We start from the raw sequence: 17,981 nt of genomic DNA on the forward strand, positions 1-17,981 counted from the left end.
GCTTTCAACCTCACGCAGATGAACCGGGGTTGAAACGCCTACGTTGCGAGCCACTCCTACAGTTTGGCAATTCAGAATGCAGCCTCGGCCATATTGGCGCTGCTTGCCTGACGCGGCCGCCCTTGAAATCTGGGACCGTCGCGCTCCTGCGCCGGTCCGATGACCATGCCAAGCGCGTGCGACTGGCTTAAATGAGAGAAATCGAACCTAACGCTGACCGACTATGATATTGTGATCGAGTCGGAATGGGCTGCGCTTCCAATGACTGATCTAGTCAGGATTGCCGAACCAAAGGCTTGCCGCTCGGGAGCGTCGTGTTCGTGCATGGTCTCGGTGGAGATGCCTATGGAACGTGGCGGTACGATAAGACGGATGGCGCTTTCTGGCCGCGCGGGCTCGCTGAAGAAATCCCGGGGCTCGGCGTCTATTCCCTCCAATATGCCGCAAGTGCATCACGCTTGCGCGGAACGGTGATGCATTTGCAGGACCGCAGCATCAATGTCTTTGAACGACTAATTCTCGGACCGGGCCTGAAAACGGGACCAATTGCTTTTGCTTGTTATAGTCTGGGCGGTCTTGTTGCTAAGCAGCTCCTTCGCCACGCTCACGACAAGTCCCAGTCACGTGACGAAGTTCTTCAGTTTTTGGACCGTGTCACTAAAGTGGTTTTTCTTGCGACACCCCACATGGGGTCAGGGATTGCATCGCTCACGGATCGATCTGCATGCCCTGAATCGATGGTATCGGGATTGGTCTCATGAGACTGGCATCAATCATCTACAAGCCGATTCTAATCCGGGCTATGTCAAAGCGACGATAGCATGTTGCTCCGGTGTTACCGTCAACGCTTGTCGTCTGGTATTGGGATTTTGTCTGGTGGTTTCAGCACGATAAAACAGTCGGTGAGGACATTGTCTTCTATGTTTGACTCGAAGACTTCCCCATAGGGTCGTTCGTTAGTGGGCGGATCGACAACCACGGTCACGCACGTCTCTTGCCCGCCTGCGTTCTCAAGAACTGTGAGCACCAGATCGATGGCCGTGCCCGGTGCTAACCCATCGACTCGCTGAAACAGGGGCGGATCGGGCGGAATAATTGTCATGACGTTGAACGGGCCAGCGGCGACGGTCCCGACATTTGCGATGTTTGCGCCGATCTGAAGCTGAGTCAGATTAAAATCGATGAAAATTGTGGTTATTCTATTAATGCGGAGATTGGGCAGGGGGAGAATATGCCGTGGCGTCCCAAATTCCGCTCTGAACCTCTGAGCGAACCGATCCAGCTCGCCGAGCGTCAAATCTATGCTGGGCATAGTCGCCTCCCTTTTAGAGGATAACGCAATATACCAGACACGACGCAGCTAAGAAAGCGAGTCGACCTAGCCTCGTGGGTCCTGAGGGCCGAAAGTGTGCCTTCATCCGGCCACAGACTTCCGTCCCCATCCCAATGCGCGCCCGGAGAAGAATGATGGTGACGGATGAGTCGCAGACCATCTGCGAAAGGTGGCCGGGGTGGGAGCGTCCCAAGTCGACCTGAATCGCCCCAGGGTCCCAGATCGTTTCGGGCTCCTCGCTTGCCGGCTATGGTAAGATTCCTATTGGCATAACGATCTCCGCCACCAGCAATGGCCGATCACCAATGCGAATGTCACACCGAGCCGGATCGCCGTGTCTCTCACAGGACGAGGGCTCCTGTGGCCGGATGTGAGTGTGGAGAGGCGTATTATTGTGACAGACGATCCGTGGATCGATGTCGAACATGACCTCAACCCCGGTCCAGGTGACCGGACCCTATCCTGCTCCTGCATTCTGGTTCTCGAGCGTCGTCCGGGGACGCGGCCATACATTTGTGCCGAGCGCGGTTTGCGTGCTCGACCTGCCACGCTGGCCGCAGGACCAGTCCTGGTGCCACGAGCCGACCGAGGGCTGGATGGCCTGGCTCGACCAGGCCGGAGGCCTCGCCTTCGTGACCGATCCAGTGCATCTCCGTCACGTGCGGATACCGCACCACCGCACAGATCGGGTGGAATGGATTCGCCGTCGACTGGATACGACAGAACACACGATGGTTCGCCTCATCCCCTTTACGGGCCTTTCGCGCGTCGACGATATCGGAGAGACAGGCATCATGGCATTGCAACTCTGCGACGGCGCTCGAACTTCACTTCTATGGGCTGCGCAGCGGTAGAGCCAATATAGAGGTTCAGGCAAGCGAGGCAGGAATCTCGGTTCAAACGCTCTTTACATCCACCGCGCCAGTGCGGGCCGGCAATGTCGAAGCGCGGTTAGCGTGTTACCCCCGTGTTACCCCGAAAGGTCGACGACATTATGGTTCCAAAAAATATTACCACGTTTCAACTATTTAATGGCGCGCCCGAAAGGATTCGAACCTCTGACCCCCAGATTCGTAGGCTAGTTTGGCAATAGTCACTGAGGTTCACGAATTATAACTTTATGTCACGAAATCAGCCGCTTAGCCAAGGTCGAACTCACGCAACATCATCGTAAATACGCTCAAAATCCCGGGCCTTTGCGCCCGACCTACGCCCGAAATTGCGCCGCTTTTAGATTACCAGACTGAGCCATGGCGGCCGCGGTCTGGTGGTCTGTCCGGTGACCTGGCTCGATGTTCTGATCGTTAGATTCCCGTCTGGATGTCAATGGTCGGCCAGACACTTTAATCGAAATTGGGGCTATCGGCTTAGTCGTAGATTTTCCGGTCTGCTGCACCGCCCATTCAGTGAATGTCGCGAAAATAGGTCAAATGGGACCCTAAGCTATGACCTATTGATTTCGGGATGGATCGCGTAGAGTCCTTGGATGGCCAGCGATTCCGAGGGATCGTATCCCGTCATCAAATCCATCAAGGTGCACGACAGGCAGTACGACCTGCTCAAGACTTTCTGTAGTTCCTGCAACAAAGAGCATTTCGAGGTTCTTCGCTTTTGTGGCCCAACCTTTGCTCGATATTGGTTTCCCTCCGATCTCACCGAGGATAATTTCGCCGAGTTTGTCGAAGTAATCGATGAGAAGCTGCTGGAAACATCGGCTGATATGCTGAACTATTTTTACGGCGAGCTCGAGAAGGTCAACTCACCAACCGGCATTGAAGCGAATTTCAGTATGGAGTTTCGGCTGCTCGAATATGGGCGTCAGCGAGCGTCTGAACTGGGCAAAATGAATGTTATGGATGCGCTGCTTAGCCGTGAGCCGCCCGCGACCGATATGGAAAAAGCCTTGCGCCTGGCGTTTGAATTTGGCGCGGCCGTCGCTGAGCATATGACAATGACTTGCTACGAAGATTATATGTGGGACGGCATTGCCATGTCTGAATGGAGGGAGAGCGGCTTGCCCACGGCCAGGGAGGAACGGCTGCGGCAAGGTGTCAAGACACGCAATGCGATCGCAGCGGCTGCGAAGGCGCTGTTCAAGCAATCGCCAGAGCTTATACGGAATGATAGCGAAACGGCGCGAGCAATTCTGAAAATGCGCCTGCCTGAGCTTCAGAAGAGCAATGGCACCCAACTTACAGTGGATGCCGTGACAAGGCATTTGCGGGCGTTGCGAAAAGGCCATCTCGCGGCGCTTGCCGAAACGGCCGTATAGTAAAAGCAGGAACGCCTTGATGCGAAGGTCGGAAATTCTACAAGGATTTTCCGAGATTCAGAAAATCATCTGCGTGTGCCGAAGTCCGGAAACTCCTCTCTGAAAGTCCGGCACAAAGCATCTAGTTTCTTCTGGTTGCTGATTCTCGGCAGAGGAGAAAACTGGAATGCGGACAGGCTTGAGCGCCAGCAAGCGCCGGAGGCTAAGAACACTCCAAGCGGCGCGATATACGGGCTTGGCGAAAGCGTTGCACGCGATTGTAAGTACGCAACGGCAGTCTTCCGTGCATCGTGAGGCAACTCTAACCAACCAGCAGCTCCGAACGATGCCAAAGAGAAACAAATTGTCAGTCCGTATCCCATTCCTGATGGAGGCCGCGGCTGAAGGTAATCTCGCCATCGTGCTCTTGTTTGCGCTCGTCCTCGCGGTGGTCGCAGTCTTTGGCCCATCGGTTGGAAACTAAGCGGTGCTTACACCACCTAACTGGTCCAGCTCGCGCTGCGCTCGCCGCCGATCCTCTTCCGTCTTCGCCTCGTTGATCCGCAGCAGCAGGATGCGCCGCAGCTTCTCAGGCAACGGCATCTGTTCGTCTGGGTCGGCGGACTTGGATTTTAGGAAGAGGATCAGCACGCGGGAATTATGGCGTCACGACAAGCCGCCTCTCGACGGCTACCGATCGCGCGCTGGCCCGTCTGAAGACCGTGCCTGTAGACGTTAACGTATCGCCAGATGGACGTCGGAGATTCGATGACTCGCAGTGTCGTTGCGAGTTAGCCTGACCACCTGATTGGAAATCAGAGTCATGCCCGATGGCTAGAGAAAGACAATGAAAATCAATAGCCTAATAATCTAAGTTGCGCCCTACCTGCGCCCGAGGTTGTTTCTCTCCAACATATCTCGACCCGTTGACAGAGGAGTCACCGGTATGCAAAGCATTGATTTGCAAGTGATTTTTCGTGGAGAAATTTGGCGCGCCCGAAAGGATTCGAACCTCTGACCCCCAGATTCGTAGTCTGTTGTATCTGAAACAAGGAGAACAATTATGGAACACGTTGAAACAGCAGAAGCCAATAATAACAGCATTTTGGGCTTTCTGGTTGTTTCAGCCTGTGGCACCATGTTGCGTCACAGTGGAACCCCAGCGGAACCCCGGAGGTCTTTGAATGCCGGAAGTCGATCTTAAGTGGACAGCTCGAGGTATCGAGGCCATCAGCGTCAAAGATAGGCACGACTTCACGGACACCCAGACCAAAGGGCTAACGCTCAGGGTGACCCCGAACGGCGCCAAGTCGTGGGCCTTGCTGTATCGCCGCCGGAGCGATGGAAAGAGGAGAAGGACCACGATCGGCCCATGGCCCGAAATTGGCTTGGCCGAGGCCCGTGCCAGGGCCGCTGAGCTAAAGGTTAACATTCAGAGGGGATCAGACCCCGCGGGCGACGTTACGGCCTATAAAAAGGCCGACACCGTCGATCAACTATTGGATCAATTCCTTGCCCATCATCCGCGACCGACGGCGGCCTGGACCCAGGAGGTTACCCGCATCTTCAAGAAGGATGTTCGACCTCTGATCGGCAGCGTCAAATTGCCCGATCTGTCGCGAGCGCACATTCGGGGCGTTTTAGATGCCGTCAGGAAGCGAGGGGCGACGGTCACCGTGAACCGGACGCTTGCAGCTATCAGGCGAGCTTTGTCCTGGGCCGTCAGCAAAGACCTTATCGACGCAAATCCGGCAATGAACATGCCGACCGATATTGAGGAAAGGCACAAGGAGCGCGCCCTGGGCATCGAGGAAATCCGCGGCTTCTGGACTGGGCTCGAGGTAGCAAAAATGTCAGCGCGATCCAGAATAGCTCTCCGGCTGGTGCTTGTGACAGGGCAAAGACCGGGTGAGGTCTGTGGCGTCAGGCATGACGAGCTCGATCTGGAAAATGCGACCTGGATTATTCCCGCGGCGCGAACGAAGAACCGCAAGCCACACCTTGTTCCCTTGTCTGGTCTGGCAGTTGAGCTGCTCCGTCAGGCTATCGAGCTCGGAAAGCGCGGGGATTATTTGTTTCCAAGCCGTCCCAGGTCATCTGGATCAGGAAAACCCCATGAAAAGCCCGTGGAATCGCACGCGCTCTCACACGCGATGCGTGGTGAGCTAACAAGCCTCGGATTGTCAAAGGATCCGGCGACACCTCATGACCTTCGTCGGACGGCCGCCTCCCAGATGGCACGCTTGGGCATTCCCGACCGAATTGTAGGGCGCGTTCTCAATCACGGTTCGGAACTCCGGCGGACGATAACGAGCCAGGTCTATATCCATCACGACTATGCTGCCGAGAAGCGGCAGGCATTGGAAGCTTGGGCTTCCGAATTGGAGCGCATTTTTGCCGGAACTCAAAGGTTAAACAACGTTGTTGCTCTGGGGCGCCGAGGCGAGTGAATACGAAGCGAGACATATCCCTCGATCAGTTGCTCGCCCAGATGGGAGCCAAAAGACGAGTAACCGAATCGCAACCTCCTCTCCGAGCCGAGGATCTTGAGTCTCGAGATGACTTACTGCCTGATAAAAAATGGCAGGGGCTGTTAGATCAGGAGCGGAGGCTCCGATCTGCGGCCCTGGAGATTAAGCGGCGAAACATGACCGATAAGATTCTGCTGCGACACTGGTGGAAATCTGTCGGGCTCATTCTTCAGTATTACGAGCGGCAGGTGGCATTGAATCTAACGGCTGAACTTCTGACAGTGATCAAGAGAATGGCATTTAGCTTGGCTGATGGATCGATCCCGAAATTTATCACGGACGCAGCTGCAAAGGGAAGCCCGTCTGCTGGCGATTTGGAGAAACAGGATATTGGGTATGCGCTCGCCTATTGGAAAGCGTGCGAGGGTCGATTGAAGCACAATGAGGTAGTCATTCAGATAAAGGTGGATCCTCACCCCAAGAAGACCATTTGTATGGCGTTTGGGATCGATGAAAGCACGGCGCGGGGTTGGCGGCACAAGTACAAGCCAGCCTTTTTGGGGGTGAACGACACAAATGGGGAAATACTGACAGCCAGAATGTGGAAGGCTGGCGAGCGCTACCGCGGTGGCGCTGGCCGCTCGAATGCGGCGCGGCTCGCCCGAGGACGGAAGAAGAAAAGGGCATAACGGGCCACCTAGGGAGCAAATCGCGAATTCGCCCCTACTGCCGATAACACTCGGATCATGTGAAACATCCTGCAGCGTGACGCAGCACATCGCGGCACACTGACACAGGGTGATGACAATGGCGCAAACAGCTAACCATGCCAGCCAATTGGTCGAGGAGTCAGCGCAGCCCGATCGGTTGATCTCAGAGTCAGAGTTGCTCGACCAAATGGGAGGCATCTCTCGCTCAACGCTCTGGCGCCTCAGGCGTGCGAAAGACTTCCCCGAGCCGATCAAGCTCAGCCCTGGTCGAAATGCCTGGTTCAGGTCTGAGTACAAGGCTTGGCTTATTTCTCGAGCGCAAAACCGCACCGCCTAAGCCCCATCCCTCAAGCTCAGCAAGGATAAAGCCCCGCATCGAGCTTGGGGCAACGAGCGGGGCGAAGGATGATTGCAATGATTGCTATACCCTCAGCTTTCCTGCCGTTCAACAGCCATTTGCGCTTAACCAGCCGCAAGATCGCTCGATCTGCTCGTCGAGGGCGTATGAATGCAATGTGCGCCATGAGCGCTGAAGCCATCGCCAGCGCCCTCGCCTGGCGCAAAGTCAGCGCCTCCTCGATGGCGCAGTGTCCGGCACACGACGATCGCGAGCCGAGCTTGGCGATAAGGAGCGCCGGCAACGGTAAAGTACTCGTCCGGTGCCATGCGGACTGCGGTCGGTGGAAGGTGACTGCGGCACTTCAGTCGCTCGTGTTGTGGGATGAACTGGCCCGACCCAATCGTCTTCATGCGAGAAAGGTTACCTCACCGGACGAGCGGTTGGGTCGGGACGATTATAGACGAACTGAGACAACGATCGCCATCTCGGGCAACGTCTGGCCAGCAATTGTGACGCTAGTGACATGACCGTTTATCAGGCTAGTCACATAAAACGGTCTCGCTCCACAAAAGCGGAAATCGAGGAAAGACGGCAAGCTCTATTCGACATCGTGGCCGAGATGAAGCCGATGACCGTGCGCCAAGTGTTTTACCAGGCAACTGTCCGGGGCATCGTCGAGAAGTCGGAGGCCGGCTATGCGAAGGTCCAGACCGACCTTGTGCACATGCGCCGTACCGGTGAGATGCCCTACTACTGGCTTGCCGACAACACCCGTTGGCAGCGCAAGCCACGGAGCTATGACAGCATCGAGGAAGCACTCAACGACACCGCCAGGCTATACCGGAAAGCCCTATGGCATGACGTCGACGCTTATTGCGAAATCTGGCTGGAAAAGGATGCGCTTTCTGGCGTCGTGTACCCGATTACGAGTCTCTATGACGTGCCGCTCATGGTTTCTCGCGGCTATGCCAGCCTGTCTTTCCTGCATAGTTCGGCCGAGTGTATCAATGACCTGGACGTCCCCGTTTTCATCTATCACCTCGGCGACTTCGATCCATCTGGTGTCAATGCCGGCGAGAAGATTGAAGAGACCCTCAAGGAGCTGGCGCCGGAAGCCGACATCGTTTTTGAGCGCATCGCCGTCACCCCTGAGCAGATAGAAACTTGGAATCTACCGACGCGTCCCACAAAGGCATCAGACACCCGTGCTAAGAATTTCGGCGCTATCTCAGTCGAACTCGATGCCATCGCGCCCGACGATCTTCGCGATCTCGTCGAAAGCGCAATCAACGAGCACTTGCCACAAGATCAGCTTGAAATCCTCAAGATCGCCGAGGAGGAGGAGCGCAAGCAGCTCAAGATCTTTGCGGGTAAACGGACATGACCGCGCGGGAGATCATCGCCGCACTTGGAGGGAAATGGCGCGGCACCACCGCTTCGAAAGCCGGCATCCAGTACTTTCCGGTGCTCGGCGGCGTCGAGGCTCTCACGATCTTTGCCGATCACGATGAGGACGGCGGCGGCCTGAAAGCGGCGCAGGTCTGTCGATCTCGTTGGCTTGCTGCTGGTCTCGAATGCGAAATCGAAGAGGCGCCTCATGGCTAAGGGTCGAGATTGGAATGATGCACATCTTGCCGGTGTGAACGCTCGCGAGAAAGCCGACGCGCGCTGGAACCGCAAGCGTCGCATCGAGGACGGTGCTCTTCGGCTTGAAGACTTCTATGCTTACATGCCCCAACATCGCTATTTATTCGCGCCGACGCGTGACCTGTGGCCCGGATCAAGCGTGAACGCGAGAATTCCGCCGGTCAATATTGGCGGCGACAAACCAATCCCGGCAACGGCCTGGCTCGATCAACATCAACCGGTCGAGCAACTGACATGGTTTCCGGGCGAGGAAATGCTGATCCGAGGTCTGTTGGTGGCCGATGGCGGGTTCATAGAGCGGCCAGGCACCACGATTTTCAATCTCTACCGACCGCCGAATTGTCTTCCTGGAGATCCCCGTCAGGCCGGTCGCTGGCTTGACCATGTCCACAAGGTCTATCCCGATAACGCCGATCATATTCTTCTCTGGCTCGCGCACCGTGTTCAGAAGCCATTCGAGAAGATCAATCATGCACTCCTCCTCGGCGGGGCTCCGGGCATCGGCAAGGACACGATACTGGTCCCGCTAAGCTATGCGGTCGGATCCTGGAATATGATGGAAGTGACGCCGGTGCAGTTGCTCGGCCGCTTCAATGGCTTCATCAAGAGCGTCATCCTACGGATCAATGAGGCGCGCGATCTGGGCGAGATCAACCGCTACACCTTTTATGAACGTTGTAAGCCCCTGATAGCCGCGCCGCCTGACGTGCTTCGCTGCGATGAGAAGAACATCCGTGAATACTCTGTACCGAACGTTGTCGGCGTTATCATCACGACCAACTACCTCACCGATGGTTGCTATTTGCCGTCCGACGATCGTCGCCACTATGTCGCATGGTCGCCGCTCGCGGCCGGTGCATTGGGCACGGAATATTTCGACGAGCTCTATCGCTGGTATCAAGACGGCGGAAATCGGCATGTCGCCGCTTGGCTGGCCGCACTCGATCTCACAGGGTTCAATCCGAAAGCGCCTCCGGCAAAGACGGAAGCGTTCTGGAGCGTCGTTGATGCCAATCAGGGTGGCGAGGAAGGCGGACTCGCCGATGTCATCGATGTAATGATGGTGAACGGCAAGCCCCCAGACGTCATCACCCTAGAGAAGCTAGCACTCTTCGCCTCGGCGGAGATAGGCATATGGATCAAGGATCCGAAAAACCGTCGGATTGTGCCGAAGCTTCTGGAGAGGGTTGGATACCTGCGCGTCGCCAATCCCATGGCCGACGACGGCAGATGGAAGATCGACGGCAAGCGCCAGACCCTCTATGGCTACAAGAATTTAACACCAGGGGAACGCATTGATGCCGCACGCGGCTTCCTGGGATGGCGAGAGCATGAACCGTGAAATCCTAGAAGTCCTAGGTTCTGTAACTGCACTTCAGCACGCGAAATTGACCGAGATTGAAAACCTAGGACTTCTCGGACTTCAGGGACCAGACCCAGCGTCCGGCGGAGCCGCCGCACAATGCTCCGCCTGCGAAAGGAGACTGAACGAGCCTGCCGAAGCTCGAAATGTTCCACGTCAACGGCGCCCAGGTTGGCAATTAGGGGGAAGCTCCATGACTCGAGCTCCTCTTCCAAACCGCCGACCATGCGAACACTTTGAATTTGAACATAATGGCGTCATGGCGATCGTCACCGTGGGCTTTCGCCTGCCCGACCTAACGCCGGTGGAACTTTTCCTGCACGCTGCCAAGGTTGGAACAGCGGTTGAAATCGAAGCGCGCGACGGCGGTATTGCCGTTTCGATCGCTCTGCAGCACGGCGCATCGCTAGACGGTCTTGCGCGTGGCCTGACCAAAACTTACGGCGGCCAACCCGCGAGTGTCCTTGGCGCGGCGATCGACGCCGTCCTGAGGTACTTGCAAAGGGAAAGGATAGGGTCATGAACGTGATCGATGCCAACGTGATCGCCACCGCCGTTTGTGCGGCGATGGCAAAGCGGGCGGTGTGGACGGGAACGGCCTCGACGCTTTTGGTCGCCCTCTCCCCGATGGCGGGTGAACGGGCCGCCAAGTCCAAGGACTTGGCCGGGGAGTCCGGTGGCGCTGGCAGGACGATTGCGCCGGACTGCAAACTTCCTGTGCAAGATCCGCATCGAGAGTCCCTTTTGGCGGGATCGGCGGCGGCCCGCACCATCAAACCTCACCACGATCCCGAGTTTTTCCACACCAGAAAATCCAGGTGCAGAGAGGCGGCCGGTTAGATGGGCAAGCGATCCAACTTCGAACGCCGTGAGGCCGATTTCTATCCGACTCCACAGGCAGCGGTCGTGCCCCTGATCCCGCACCTTCGCGGCATAAACAGCTTTGCCGAGCCCTGTTCCGGCGACGGCACCTTGGTGAGACATCTCGAGGAGATCGGCCTGCGCTGCGTCTATGCCGGTGACATCCGCACCGGCCAGGATGCGCTTGCGGTCGACAATTACGGCGAGATCGATGCCATCATTACGAATCCGCCCTATTCCCGCCCGGTCATGCACGCCCTTATCAGTCACTTTGAGAAAATTGCGCCAACCTGGCTCCTGCTGGAATACGATTGGACGGCAACAAAGCAGGCGCGGCCCTTCATGAGGAGGTGCAGCAATATTGTTGTGATTGGCCGCCTGAGATGGATTCCTGGCACGAAATACAGTGGCAAGGACAACTTCGCCTGGTGCCGTTTTGATGCAAGCCATGACAGCGGCCCAATCCTCCACAATGGCGAGCTCCCTTCACCGCGACGGACGCGGATGTGTGATGGTTGCCGCAAGCCCTTCCAGCCGAATCGAGCTGACGCAAGATTCTGCTCGAACGCCTGTCGCCAGCGCGCCTATCGCGACCGTGCATCTGACCGTTACAGCTTCGTTACGGATAACTAGCGGTGACTGATCGGCATCGCCTTCCCGGTCGCCGCGAGTGCTATGTCGGCAATATCTGCCGCTTTGGGGACGGTACGCTCGCCGAAATTTTCCTCGGCCCGAGCGCGAAGAGCGGACCGGCCCTGTCGCATATGGTAGCGGCGCTGGCTGTCACCGCAAGCCGTCTGGTTGGCTGTCTACTACGGGCGTGCCCTGATGATATCGCTGCCAGTTTCGAACACCGCGCCCAATGTTTGCGCGTTCGCATGACTTTGCGCTCGCATCGTGTTAAGAGGGTTTTATATCTAGCTTAGCCATAACGCTGCGATTGGCGTTACAGATCGATCATCTGAGGCATCGACCGAGTGCGAGACGCCGCGTAGTCGAAGTGCTGGTGGCGCATGGCCTGCAGCCGCCAACCGGATGGGAGGCATGATGGCACTCAAACCTGTGCGGCAACGTTCGCATGTCGCGAGTAAGACTCTCGAGGCCGCGGCCCTCCATCGGGAAGCCTCGGTCATGGCAAAATACGGTGATCCTCTCAGCTCCACGATTCGCCGACAGGCGGAGCGCGCTGAAGCTGAGGCGCATACTCCGATTATCTATTCCGACCCGGTTGCAACCGTGGGAGGCGAGGCACCCCTCAACCCTTTGTCTCTCGTCGATATGCACGACAGGGAGACGGTCGACACGGTGCGGAGTCCGAACCTTGTCAGTTCCGCGGCTACACTGGAACGCTTGCGCCAGGCCGAGAAAGCCGGCTGCCTGGAGATAGCGCTCGACACTGCCGAGACGATCAAGGCCAGTAACAACCTCGAGCGCATGCTGGCGCATCAGGTTGCGGCGGCTCATAGAGCAGCCATGACGTTGAACGGCGCCGCTATGTGGCACATCCACAATGGGGCGGGGATGTCTGAGTGTCCCGATAACCTAGGCGTGCCTACACATGATCCGAGACGCGTGGAGCAAATGCGGGAACACAACTGCGAAGCGGCGCGTCTCTGCAATGCCTCTGCCCGAATGATGCAGGCATTCAACGATGGCCTCGTGGCGCTCGCACAGCTGCGCAGAGGCGGAAAGCAACATGTCGTTGTTCAGCATCAATACGTTAACGTCGGCGCCGGCGGGCAGGCCGTCGTTGCCGGCAGGATCACGGGCAGCGACAGGGGTAAGGGGGGCTCAAACGCAGAGGGGCCAAATGATGGAATTGGCGGGAGACCCTATGGCTAGCGGGCTCGGGATGCTGTTGAACGGAAATCCTTCGTTCGACCTACGGAAGATCAAACGCTGTGGCGCCAAGAGACGTAAGCGGTCAGAATTGTGCCGTCAGCCAGCGATGCGGAACGGCCGCTGCAGCATCCACGGCGGCAAATCCACCGGCCCAAGGACCGCGGAAGGTATCGAGCGCATCCGGCGCGCGAGCACGAAGCATGGCCGGCGGAGCAAGGCCGCGATTGCGGAGCGAAAGCGAAACGCAGAGACCAAGCGGCGGATCCGAATCCTCGTAGACATGTGCCGGCGCAGCATTTGACCCGAAGGGCACGGTTAACCATACTTGCGCTTGGAATCCTGCTACCCTACCCGCGTATTGTGATTTCGACAGCCTCGGGTGGAACGCCGTAGGTATTTGAAAGGCCCTGCTTCGCCTCCGCAATGGTCAACCGGAGCGGTTTCTGTTCCCCGCGTTCGGATTGGTGATGGCTTTGGTTATCTCCTTGAGAGGGTGGCAAGCTGGGTGGCATGGGCTTAAAATCTAGCTTCTGCACATCGATGCCGAGTTCTTCGAGCGTAGTGTATCTCACCGGATTACGCCCCTCCCAGACATGCGGAATATCCACCTCAGCATAGTCAGAAAAGGCGATCTGAAAACGACCGGCTGCCTCGGGATTTGGATCGATCTGAGGTGTGACTGGAACAATATCCTGAATGCGTCCCACCAAGAATGCCGATCCATGCGGTTCAGAGCCTTCCGTGTGGGGGGGACCGAGCGTTGCGGGTGCATACCGCATACTCATACGTTCGGGCATGGGGTCTATTAAGGACCCAAGAGGCGGTACCTCCAACCAGGAGTATATGATCGCGAGACTTAAAAGTGAAAACCACGATAGCTTTATTAGGCATGATGGGTACTTTTAGCCAGCTATTACGCCATAATTGGTAAAATGTATGCCAATCATTGGCAACAACTATTTCCAGCATTGCAAGGATTATCAAGTTGTGTTACTTTTTCTTGAGAATAAGTTACAGAACGCCGACTAAAGGCTTTGGAGGAAATGGTAATGGCGAAGGAAATCCAAAAGGCTGTGGCCTATCTTCGGACCTCGAGCGCCGCGAATGTCGGAGCCGACAAAGACAGCGACAAGCGGCAGCGGGTCGCCATCGAAGCCTTCGCCAAAGCCAATGGCTTCGAGATCGTCGGTGAGTACTACGATGCTGCAGTGTCCGGCGCGGATCCGGTGACGGAGCGCAAAGGCTTCATGGAAATGCTCGGCCGCGTCGCCTCCAACGGGGCAAAGACGATCCTGGTCGAAAGCCCCGATCGTTTTGCGCGTGACCTGGCGGTGCAGCTCGCGGGTCACGACATGCTTAAGGGCATGGGCATTGCGTTGATCCCCGCCACCGCACCAGATTTCTTCGTTGAGGACACGCCAACTGCTGTGCTCGTGCGCCAGGTGCTCGGAGCCATCGCACAATTCGACAAGGCCTCAACAGTTGCCAAGCTCGCTGCCGCTAGGAAGCGGAAGCGTGAGACCGCCGGCAAGTGCGAGGGGCGCAAGAGCCTTGCGGAGCTGCGGCCCGATGTGGTCGAGGCAGCGAAGCGGTTGCGGCGTAAGACGAAGGCGGGCCGGATGAGTCTTCGGGCGATCTCGGCCGAGCTGGCGGCTCAGGGGCATGTGAACGAGCGCGGCAAAGCCTTTAACCCGAAATCGGTGGCGGCTATGCTGGTGGCATGATGAGGAATGCAAATGAGTGACATCATTAACATCGACATCGGATCGATAGGCGAAGCCATCGCCAGCACCGCAGACAGAACCATGGGCTTCATCACAAGCAACGGCGTCAATGCATTCATCTCAGCCTATGTGCTGTTCTTGTTTGGCGGCTCGCTGTTCCTGATAATGGCTGGTGTTGGCCGCACTCACCAAGTGGCTGAGAGAAAGAGGCGGCTGATGAAAGGCTTCGGCCTGTTCACCCCGACGGGTACCCTTTGGAGATGACGATGTCCAAGAAAGGGCACTATCCCGGTGGTCATACTGTGATTGGACCTGGATCAAGTTGGTTCTCGAAAAAGCGTGCACAGAGGGAGAGGGCCGAATTGAAGAAGGAGGTGGCGGCGGCCCGCAAGCTACCTCCAGGCCCGAAAATTTTGCCCAAAAGGCAAAGGCGGGCGCTCCAAGATAAGTTGCGAGCAGCCCGCAAGGCAGCCGCTGAGGACGGCAAATGAGAGCGGGTCGAGAAGATCCAACCAGGTCCCGCCGCGTTGTGCTCTATTTCCCACTATTTTAGTGACGGCTCGGCAGACGCGCGGTTCAGGGCTGCAACGATGACCGTGCGCAGCCCGCACGCCGACCCCAAGAGCGTCGCGGCGATCCGGCCGCATGATCTCCGACGTTCCCCTGATAAAGCCCCGAAATTCAGTTCAGGCCATCATGCGCCGCATCGTCTTCTGTACCATATGTCGCCATTCAGTCTCGGAAGCCTAGGCGCGGTCGCCCGTCTTCATGTCGGACCTCCTCAGTGGCGCGGGCCGGCGGGTGGGTCGATCTCGGGGGTCAGATCAAGGGCCGCCTGGGCGATCTCGCGGGCCTTGTCGGGGCGCTCCATGATCTCGTTGAGCGCCGTCTCGAAACGCTGGCTCTCAAAAGCATGGTAGGTGATCCAGATGGCGAGCGGCCCGGACGGATCGTCAAACTGGGTCATGAAGTCGGCCACGGCCAGGCGGGTGGGCTCCAAGGCTTTCAGCATGGCGGGGGTCGGCGCGTCGATCAATTGCCAGGGCGGCCCGATCACCAAAGGTTTAGGCTTCTTCATGGTTGGGGGTCTCCTTTCTTCTTCTTGGCTCCTGGCGCCTTAGCCACCAGTGCACGGGGTCGAGGCTCGCGGTGCGGCTCCTAGTGGTGGCAGGGCTTGTAAATGTAGCCGTCCAATTTGTAGCCGCCGTTGGGCAGGTCTTCCCCATCCCTGAGGGGCTTCGATGCACGGTCGAATTTCTCAACGTCCTCCATTGTCCACTCCCGGTTGGGAAGCGGGAAGTCAATGGGAACAATCCGGTAATCCGACGAGCTGTATTGGATGATCCGCAAGCCCGCTTTTTTCGAGCACACTTCGAAATCGGCATGGGCCGCTGTCGCGCCGCACAATGAGAAGACCACAACGGCCATGAGTTTACGCATTATTTGCTCGCCTCCGCCATCGCAGATGAGCACTCACGAAGCTCTTTCGTTTGGAGTTGGACCAGATACTTCGAACCCACCGCTTTGTACTGATACTCGGCGACGCTAGGGCATTCAGGTCGGTCCAGCAGTTTCCCATCCTTGTCGCCGACGAGCATGAACGATTGCCATTCCGCCGGACCGATCAACGGTAGGAAGGCCATTCTTGGCGCATCAATGCCGACAATTTTGATCGCGTTGTTCGCCTCTTTGTCAAGGATGCGTTGAGCCGTGTTCTGCAACCCGGTCAAGAGGGCTGAGCGAACCATGTACCAGCTACTGCTAACCGCCAGCGCGATGATCCCAATTTTCACAGCGCGGCTCATGGGAACCCTATGCAACACCAACAGCGCGACGACATACATCCCCGCTGCGATGCCCATGCCTTCTAGGTTCAGCGGCTGAGCCGGATAGCCCTTCGCGAAGAAGAAGAACGAGGTGATGTAGCATACGCCGACGAAGAGGCCAGTGACGCGGCACGAAAGCCAGCCAACAAGCAGGATAAGACCGGCAAGGGCCGCCACAATCATGAAGCCGTCCCAAGGAGATTGGGCTGGCAGGCTGGCTGCGTCCTGTGCCCAAGCCGGGGTAGCGACGGCGCTTGTTGCAAGAATGGCGGTGACTATCCTGCCGGGCATGTACATGTCTTTCGATTTCCGCTGTCGAGGTGGCGTCAGGCGGCTCAGTCGATTTGAACCAACGGCGGTCGCGAATTAGCAGAAGAAAGCGAGTTCATCTTGTGATTGGACGCCAATCTCTTGCTGCGAGACGTCAATGTTTGTCGAAAAGCATCGCGACGATGCTGGCCGCATGACTTCCGACGTTCAGTTCAGGCCATCATGCGCCGCATCGTCTTCTGTACCACATGTCGCCATTCAGTCTTAGGCGCGGTCGCCCGTAGCGGCCATGCTGGCGGCATAATCAGCTTCCCAGACTGCTGATTAAGAGTCAGCTGCTTTACCACCCTCTGGCCGCCGGACATGCATGACATCCGGGTGGTCGAGGGTGCGGGCGGAGGGACTTGAACCCCCACGGGTCCACAGGAACCTAAATCCTGCGAGTCTGCCAATTTCACCTGTGCCCCCTCCGGGGATCGAACCGGGACGCCTTGTGGGCTCAGGATTTTAAGTCCTGCGTGTGTGCATCTGACTTTTAATCGGACGGTCGACGACGTCCATCCATGCGGTAGAGACATCCAACTCGGCCTTCATTGTGACTGATTGTCCTCTGCCGAAGCCGTGCCTCCTTTCAACCAGATGCACTTCCTTACGGCCTCGCTGAAGCGGCCGAGCATCAGACGGCCGTTTTTCGTGTGAGGTGTACCGTTAAGCGCGAGATCAATGCGTTGGACGCTACCGTCGTCCTTTGAATGGGAAAAATAGCAGTATTGGTTAGAAGGCTCCTTTGCCTTGCCGTTCGCGTATATCCATCCGGTTGTCACTTCGCCGTCGGCGAAGGGAACTGACGAGAAGACCGTAACCTCGCGCCTAATCGCTTCACCGTCCTCTGTTTTGTCTGGCTGTGATGAGACGTCCGGTCTGTCCGACACCGTGACGGTAGCTCCCGGTTCGAGGATGACGGTGCCCTCGACTGATACCGTTCCACCCTCTTTGATCCCGACTGTCGCTGACGGATCTATGCCGACCAGAGCACCCGGTTTCAGGGCAACCGACCCCTCCTTCATCTCGACGACTCCGTCTTTCATCGTGACCTGGCCGCTTGTCTCGACCTTGATCGGGGGCATGTCAGCAAGCGCCTGTTTGAGCGCGTCGGGGTCAACGCCTTGGTTCCAGGCCCAGATCATGGCCGCAAGACCGAGCCCCACTGCACCCACGACGGCAGCCGAACCGAATAGGACGTTGCGCGTGGTAAGTGAACGCAGATGGTTCGCGCGGTTGGCCGATTCCTGGGCCAGATTGCGCGTCAGCGTGATATCGTTCTCATACATTGGGATTTCTCC

Annotated in this window: 24 protein-coding genes; 17 read left to right on the forward strand and 7 right to left on the reverse strand. The window is 57.3% G+C overall.

The genetic code is table 11. The annotated features are described in order from the left end of the window. Positions 1–314 precede the first annotated feature (314 nt). Entirely contained in the window at positions 315–761 is a 447-nt protein-coding gene (locus G5V57_RS18000) for a putative lipase (RefSeq protein ID WP_165168957.1), read from the forward strand. Between the two features lie 80 nt (positions 762–841). Here the strand turns inward: G5V57_RS18000 and G5V57_RS18005 are convergent, their stop codons facing one another. Further along, positions 842–1,312 (reverse strand): CARDB domain-containing protein, encoded by a 471-nt coding sequence (locus tag G5V57_RS18005; protein ID WP_165168958.1) that lies wholly within the window; start codon positions 1,310–1,312, stop codon positions 842–844. A 437-nt stretch (positions 1,313–1,749) separates the two neighbouring features. Between G5V57_RS18005 and G5V57_RS18010 the strand changes: the two genes are divergently transcribed. Together G5V57_RS18010 and G5V57_RS18015 are read left to right on the forward strand one after the other, a co-directional pair. After that, positions 1,750–2,187: a hypothetical protein gene (locus G5V57_RS18010; RefSeq protein ID WP_165168959.1), complete on the forward strand. Its 438-nt coding sequence runs from the start codon at positions 1,750–1,752 to the stop codon at positions 2,185–2,187. A 632-nt stretch (positions 2,188–2,819) separates the two neighbouring features. Then, positions 2,820–3,605, forward strand: a complete 786-nt coding sequence (locus G5V57_RS18015) for a hypothetical protein (RefSeq protein WP_165168960.1) — start codon at positions 2,820–2,822, stop codon at positions 3,603–3,605. Between the two features lie 459 nt (positions 3,606–4,064). On the opposite strand, the gene G5V57_RS18020 is transcribed toward G5V57_RS18015, so the two are convergent. Next, positions 4,065–4,235 carry a hypothetical protein gene (locus tag G5V57_RS18020; protein WP_165168961.1) on the reverse strand — a complete coding sequence of 57 codons (171 nt, stop codon included), beginning with the start codon at positions 4,233–4,235 and terminating at the stop codon, positions 4,065–4,067. Between the two features lie 533 nt (positions 4,236–4,768). Between G5V57_RS18020 and G5V57_RS18025 the strand changes: the two genes are divergently transcribed. The 12 genes from G5V57_RS18025 (at position 4,769) to G5V57_RS35295 (ending at position 13,119) form a co-directional block, all read left to right on the forward strand. Continuing rightward, the gene (locus G5V57_RS18025) at positions 4,769–6,034 is read left to right on the forward strand and encodes a site-specific integrase (RefSeq protein ID WP_165168962.1); all 1,266 of its coding nucleotides are present in this window, start codon (positions 4,769–4,771) and stop codon (positions 6,032–6,034) included. 197 nt (positions 6,035–6,231) lie between these two features. Beyond that, positions 6,232–6,744, forward strand: a complete 513-nt coding sequence (locus G5V57_RS18030) for a hypothetical protein (protein WP_165168963.1) — start codon at positions 6,232–6,234, stop codon at positions 6,742–6,744. Positions 6,745–6,952: 208 nt separating this feature from the next. After that, the gene (locus tag G5V57_RS18035) at positions 6,953–7,102 is read left to right on the forward strand and encodes an AlpA family transcriptional regulator (RefSeq protein WP_165174176.1); all 150 of its coding nucleotides are present in this window, start codon (positions 6,953–6,955) and stop codon (positions 7,100–7,102) included. A gap of 77 nt (positions 7,103–7,179) precedes the next feature. Continuing rightward, the gene (locus G5V57_RS18040; RefSeq protein ID WP_165168964.1) at positions 7,180–7,632 is read left to right on the forward strand and encodes a hypothetical protein; all 453 of its coding nucleotides are present in this window, start codon (positions 7,180–7,182) and stop codon (positions 7,630–7,632) included. Then, the gene (locus tag G5V57_RS18045; RefSeq protein ID WP_165168965.1) at positions 7,629–8,489 is read left to right on the forward strand and encodes a hypothetical protein; all 861 of its coding nucleotides are present in this window, start codon (positions 7,629–7,631) and stop codon (positions 8,487–8,489) included. The genes G5V57_RS18040 and G5V57_RS18045 overlap by 4 nt, the downstream gene beginning before the upstream one ends. Next, a complete protein-coding gene (locus G5V57_RS18050; protein WP_165168966.1) occupies positions 8,486–8,710 on the forward strand; it encodes a hypothetical protein in 225 nt (74 codons plus the stop codon). Before G5V57_RS18045 ends, G5V57_RS18050 begins: the two co-directional genes overlap by 4 nt. Then, entirely contained in the window at positions 8,703–10,094 is a 1,392-nt protein-coding gene (locus tag G5V57_RS18055; RefSeq protein WP_165168967.1) for a primase-helicase family protein, read from the forward strand. The genes G5V57_RS18050 and G5V57_RS18055 overlap by 8 nt, the downstream gene beginning before the upstream one ends. Positions 10,095–10,374: 280 nt before the next feature. Then, on the forward strand, positions 10,375–10,638 hold the full coding sequence (locus tag G5V57_RS18060; RefSeq protein WP_165168968.1) for a hypothetical protein: 264 nt from the start codon (positions 10,375–10,377) through the stop codon (positions 10,636–10,638). After that, complete coding sequence (locus tag G5V57_RS18065; protein ID WP_165168969.1) at positions 10,635–10,955, forward strand: hypothetical protein; 321 nt, start codon at positions 10,635–10,637, stop codon at positions 10,953–10,955. The genes G5V57_RS18060 and G5V57_RS18065 overlap by 4 nt, the downstream gene beginning before the upstream one ends. Further along, on the forward strand, positions 10,956–11,609 hold the full coding sequence (locus G5V57_RS18070; protein WP_206530065.1) for a hypothetical protein: 654 nt from the start codon (positions 10,956–10,958) through the stop codon (positions 11,607–11,609). 411 nt (positions 11,610–12,020) lie between these two features. Beyond that, entirely contained in the window at positions 12,021–12,818 is a 798-nt protein-coding gene (locus G5V57_RS18075) for a hypothetical protein (RefSeq protein WP_165168970.1), read from the forward strand. Between the two features lie 10 nt (positions 12,819–12,828). Further along, positions 12,829–13,119: an HGGxSTG domain-containing protein gene (locus G5V57_RS35295; RefSeq protein ID WP_371744829.1), complete on the forward strand. Its 291-nt coding sequence runs from the start codon at positions 12,829–12,831 to the stop codon at positions 13,117–13,119. 46 nt (positions 13,120–13,165) lie between these two features. Here G5V57_RS35295 and G5V57_RS18080 read toward each other — a convergent pair whose 3' ends face one another. Next, positions 13,166–13,528 (reverse strand): hypothetical protein, encoded by a 363-nt coding sequence (locus G5V57_RS18080; protein WP_206530066.1) that lies wholly within the window; start codon positions 13,526–13,528, stop codon positions 13,166–13,168. A gap of 339 nt (positions 13,529–13,867) precedes the next feature. Between G5V57_RS18080 and G5V57_RS18085 the strand changes: the two genes are divergently transcribed. Continuing rightward, positions 13,868–14,542, forward strand: a complete 675-nt coding sequence (locus G5V57_RS18085; RefSeq protein WP_246737281.1) for a recombinase family protein — start codon at positions 13,868–13,870, stop codon at positions 14,540–14,542. Positions 14,543–14,554: 12 nt separating this feature from the next. After that, positions 14,555–14,806, forward strand: coding sequence for a hypothetical protein (locus G5V57_RS18090; RefSeq protein WP_165168972.1), 252 nt, complete (start codon positions 14,555–14,557; stop codon positions 14,804–14,806). 517 nt (positions 14,807–15,323) lie between these two features. Here G5V57_RS18090 and G5V57_RS18095 read toward each other — a convergent pair. The 4 genes from G5V57_RS18095 to G5V57_RS18110 all read right to left on the reverse strand — a co-directional run bounded on the left by G5V57_RS18095 (position 15,324) and on the right by G5V57_RS18110 (position 17,969). Next, positions 15,324–15,620, reverse strand: coding sequence for a hypothetical protein (locus G5V57_RS18095; protein WP_165168973.1), 297 nt, complete (start codon positions 15,618–15,620; stop codon positions 15,324–15,326). Between the two features lie 80 nt (positions 15,621–15,700). Beyond that, the gene (locus tag G5V57_RS18100; protein WP_165168974.1) at positions 15,701–15,982 is read right to left on the reverse strand and encodes a hypothetical protein; all 282 of its coding nucleotides are present in this window, start codon (positions 15,980–15,982) and stop codon (positions 15,701–15,703) included. Then, complete coding sequence (locus G5V57_RS18105) at positions 15,982–16,665, reverse strand: hypothetical protein (protein WP_165168975.1); 684 nt, start codon at positions 16,663–16,665, stop codon at positions 15,982–15,984. The genes G5V57_RS18100 and G5V57_RS18105 overlap by 1 nt, the downstream gene beginning before the upstream one ends. Positions 16,666–17,228: 563 nt before the next feature. Further along, positions 17,229–17,969, reverse strand: coding sequence for a hypothetical protein (locus G5V57_RS18110; RefSeq protein WP_165168976.1), 741 nt, complete (start codon positions 17,967–17,969; stop codon positions 17,229–17,231). Between the last annotated feature and the right edge of the window lie 12 nt (positions 17,970–17,981).

This window comes from Nordella sp. HKS 07 (assembly GCF_011046735.1).
In the GTDB taxonomy this organism is placed as follows: Bacteria; Pseudomonadota; Alphaproteobacteria; order Rhizobiales; family Aestuariivirgaceae; genus Taklimakanibacter.

What these genes read in the sequence shown, in the direction of transcription:
- G5V57_RS18085 (WP_246737281.1), top strand. Translation starts at nt 13,868, where the DNA reads ATGGCGAAGGAAATCCAAAAGGCTGTGGCCTATCTTCGGACCTCGAGC.
- G5V57_RS18060 (WP_165168968.1), top strand. Translation starts at nt 10,375, where the DNA reads ATGGCGATCGTCACCGTGGGCTTTCGCCTGCCCGACCTAACGCCGGTG.
- G5V57_RS18035 (WP_165174176.1), top strand. Translation starts at nt 6,953, where the DNA reads ATGGGAGGCATCTCTCGCTCAACGCTCTGGCGCCTCAGGCGTGCGAAA.
- G5V57_RS18105 (WP_165168975.1), bottom strand. Translation starts at nt 16,665, where the DNA reads ATGTACATGCCCGGCAGGATAGTCACCGCCATTCTTGCAACAAGCGCC.
- G5V57_RS35295 (WP_371744829.1), top strand. Translation starts at nt 12,829, where the DNA reads ATGCTGTTGAACGGAAATCCTTCGTTCGACCTACGGAAGATCAAACGC.
- G5V57_RS18095 (WP_165168973.1), bottom strand. Translation starts at nt 15,620, where the DNA reads ATGAAGAAGCCTAAACCTTTGGTGATCGGGCCGCCCTGGCAATTGATC.
- G5V57_RS18075 (WP_165168970.1), top strand. Translation starts at nt 12,021, where the DNA reads ATGATGGCACTCAAACCTGTGCGGCAACGTTCGCATGTCGCGAGTAAG.
- G5V57_RS18090 (WP_165168972.1), top strand. Translation starts at nt 14,555, where the DNA reads ATGAGTGACATCATTAACATCGACATCGGATCGATAGGCGAAGCCATC.
- G5V57_RS18025 (WP_165168962.1), top strand. Translation starts at nt 4,769, where the DNA reads ATGCCGGAAGTCGATCTTAAGTGGACAGCTCGAGGTATCGAGGCCATC.
- G5V57_RS18050 (WP_165168966.1), top strand. Translation starts at nt 8,486, where the DNA reads ATGACCGCGCGGGAGATCATCGCCGCACTTGGAGGGAAATGGCGCGGC.
- G5V57_RS18100 (WP_165168974.1), bottom strand. Translation starts at nt 15,982, where the DNA reads ATGCGTAAACTCATGGCCGTTGTGGTCTTCTCATTGTGCGGCGCGACA.
- G5V57_RS18045 (WP_165168965.1), top strand. Translation starts at nt 7,629, where the DNA reads ATGACCGTTTATCAGGCTAGTCACATAAAACGGTCTCGCTCCACAAAA.
- G5V57_RS18040 (WP_165168964.1), top strand. Translation starts at nt 7,180, where the DNA reads ATGATTGCTATACCCTCAGCTTTCCTGCCGTTCAACAGCCATTTGCGC.
- G5V57_RS18070 (WP_206530065.1), top strand. Translation starts at nt 10,956, where the DNA reads ATGGGCAAGCGATCCAACTTCGAACGCCGTGAGGCCGATTTCTATCCG.
- G5V57_RS18055 (WP_165168967.1), top strand. Translation starts at nt 8,703, where the DNA reads ATGGCTAAGGGTCGAGATTGGAATGATGCACATCTTGCCGGTGTGAAC.
- G5V57_RS18005 (WP_165168958.1), bottom strand. Translation starts at nt 1,312, where the DNA reads ATGCCCAGCATAGATTTGACGCTCGGCGAGCTGGATCGGTTCGCTCAG.
- G5V57_RS18015 (WP_165168960.1), top strand. Translation starts at nt 2,820, where the DNA reads ATGGCCAGCGATTCCGAGGGATCGTATCCCGTCATCAAATCCATCAAG.
- G5V57_RS18065 (WP_165168969.1), top strand. Translation starts at nt 10,635, where the DNA reads ATGAACGTGATCGATGCCAACGTGATCGCCACCGCCGTTTGTGCGGCG.
- G5V57_RS18110 (WP_165168976.1), bottom strand. Translation starts at nt 17,969, where the DNA reads ATGTATGAGAACGATATCACGCTGACGCGCAATCTGGCCCAGGAATCG.
- G5V57_RS18010 (WP_165168959.1), top strand. Translation starts at nt 1,750, where the DNA reads ATGTCGAACATGACCTCAACCCCGGTCCAGGTGACCGGACCCTATCCT.
- G5V57_RS18030 (WP_165168963.1), top strand. Translation starts at nt 6,232, where the DNA reads ATGACCGATAAGATTCTGCTGCGACACTGGTGGAAATCTGTCGGGCTC.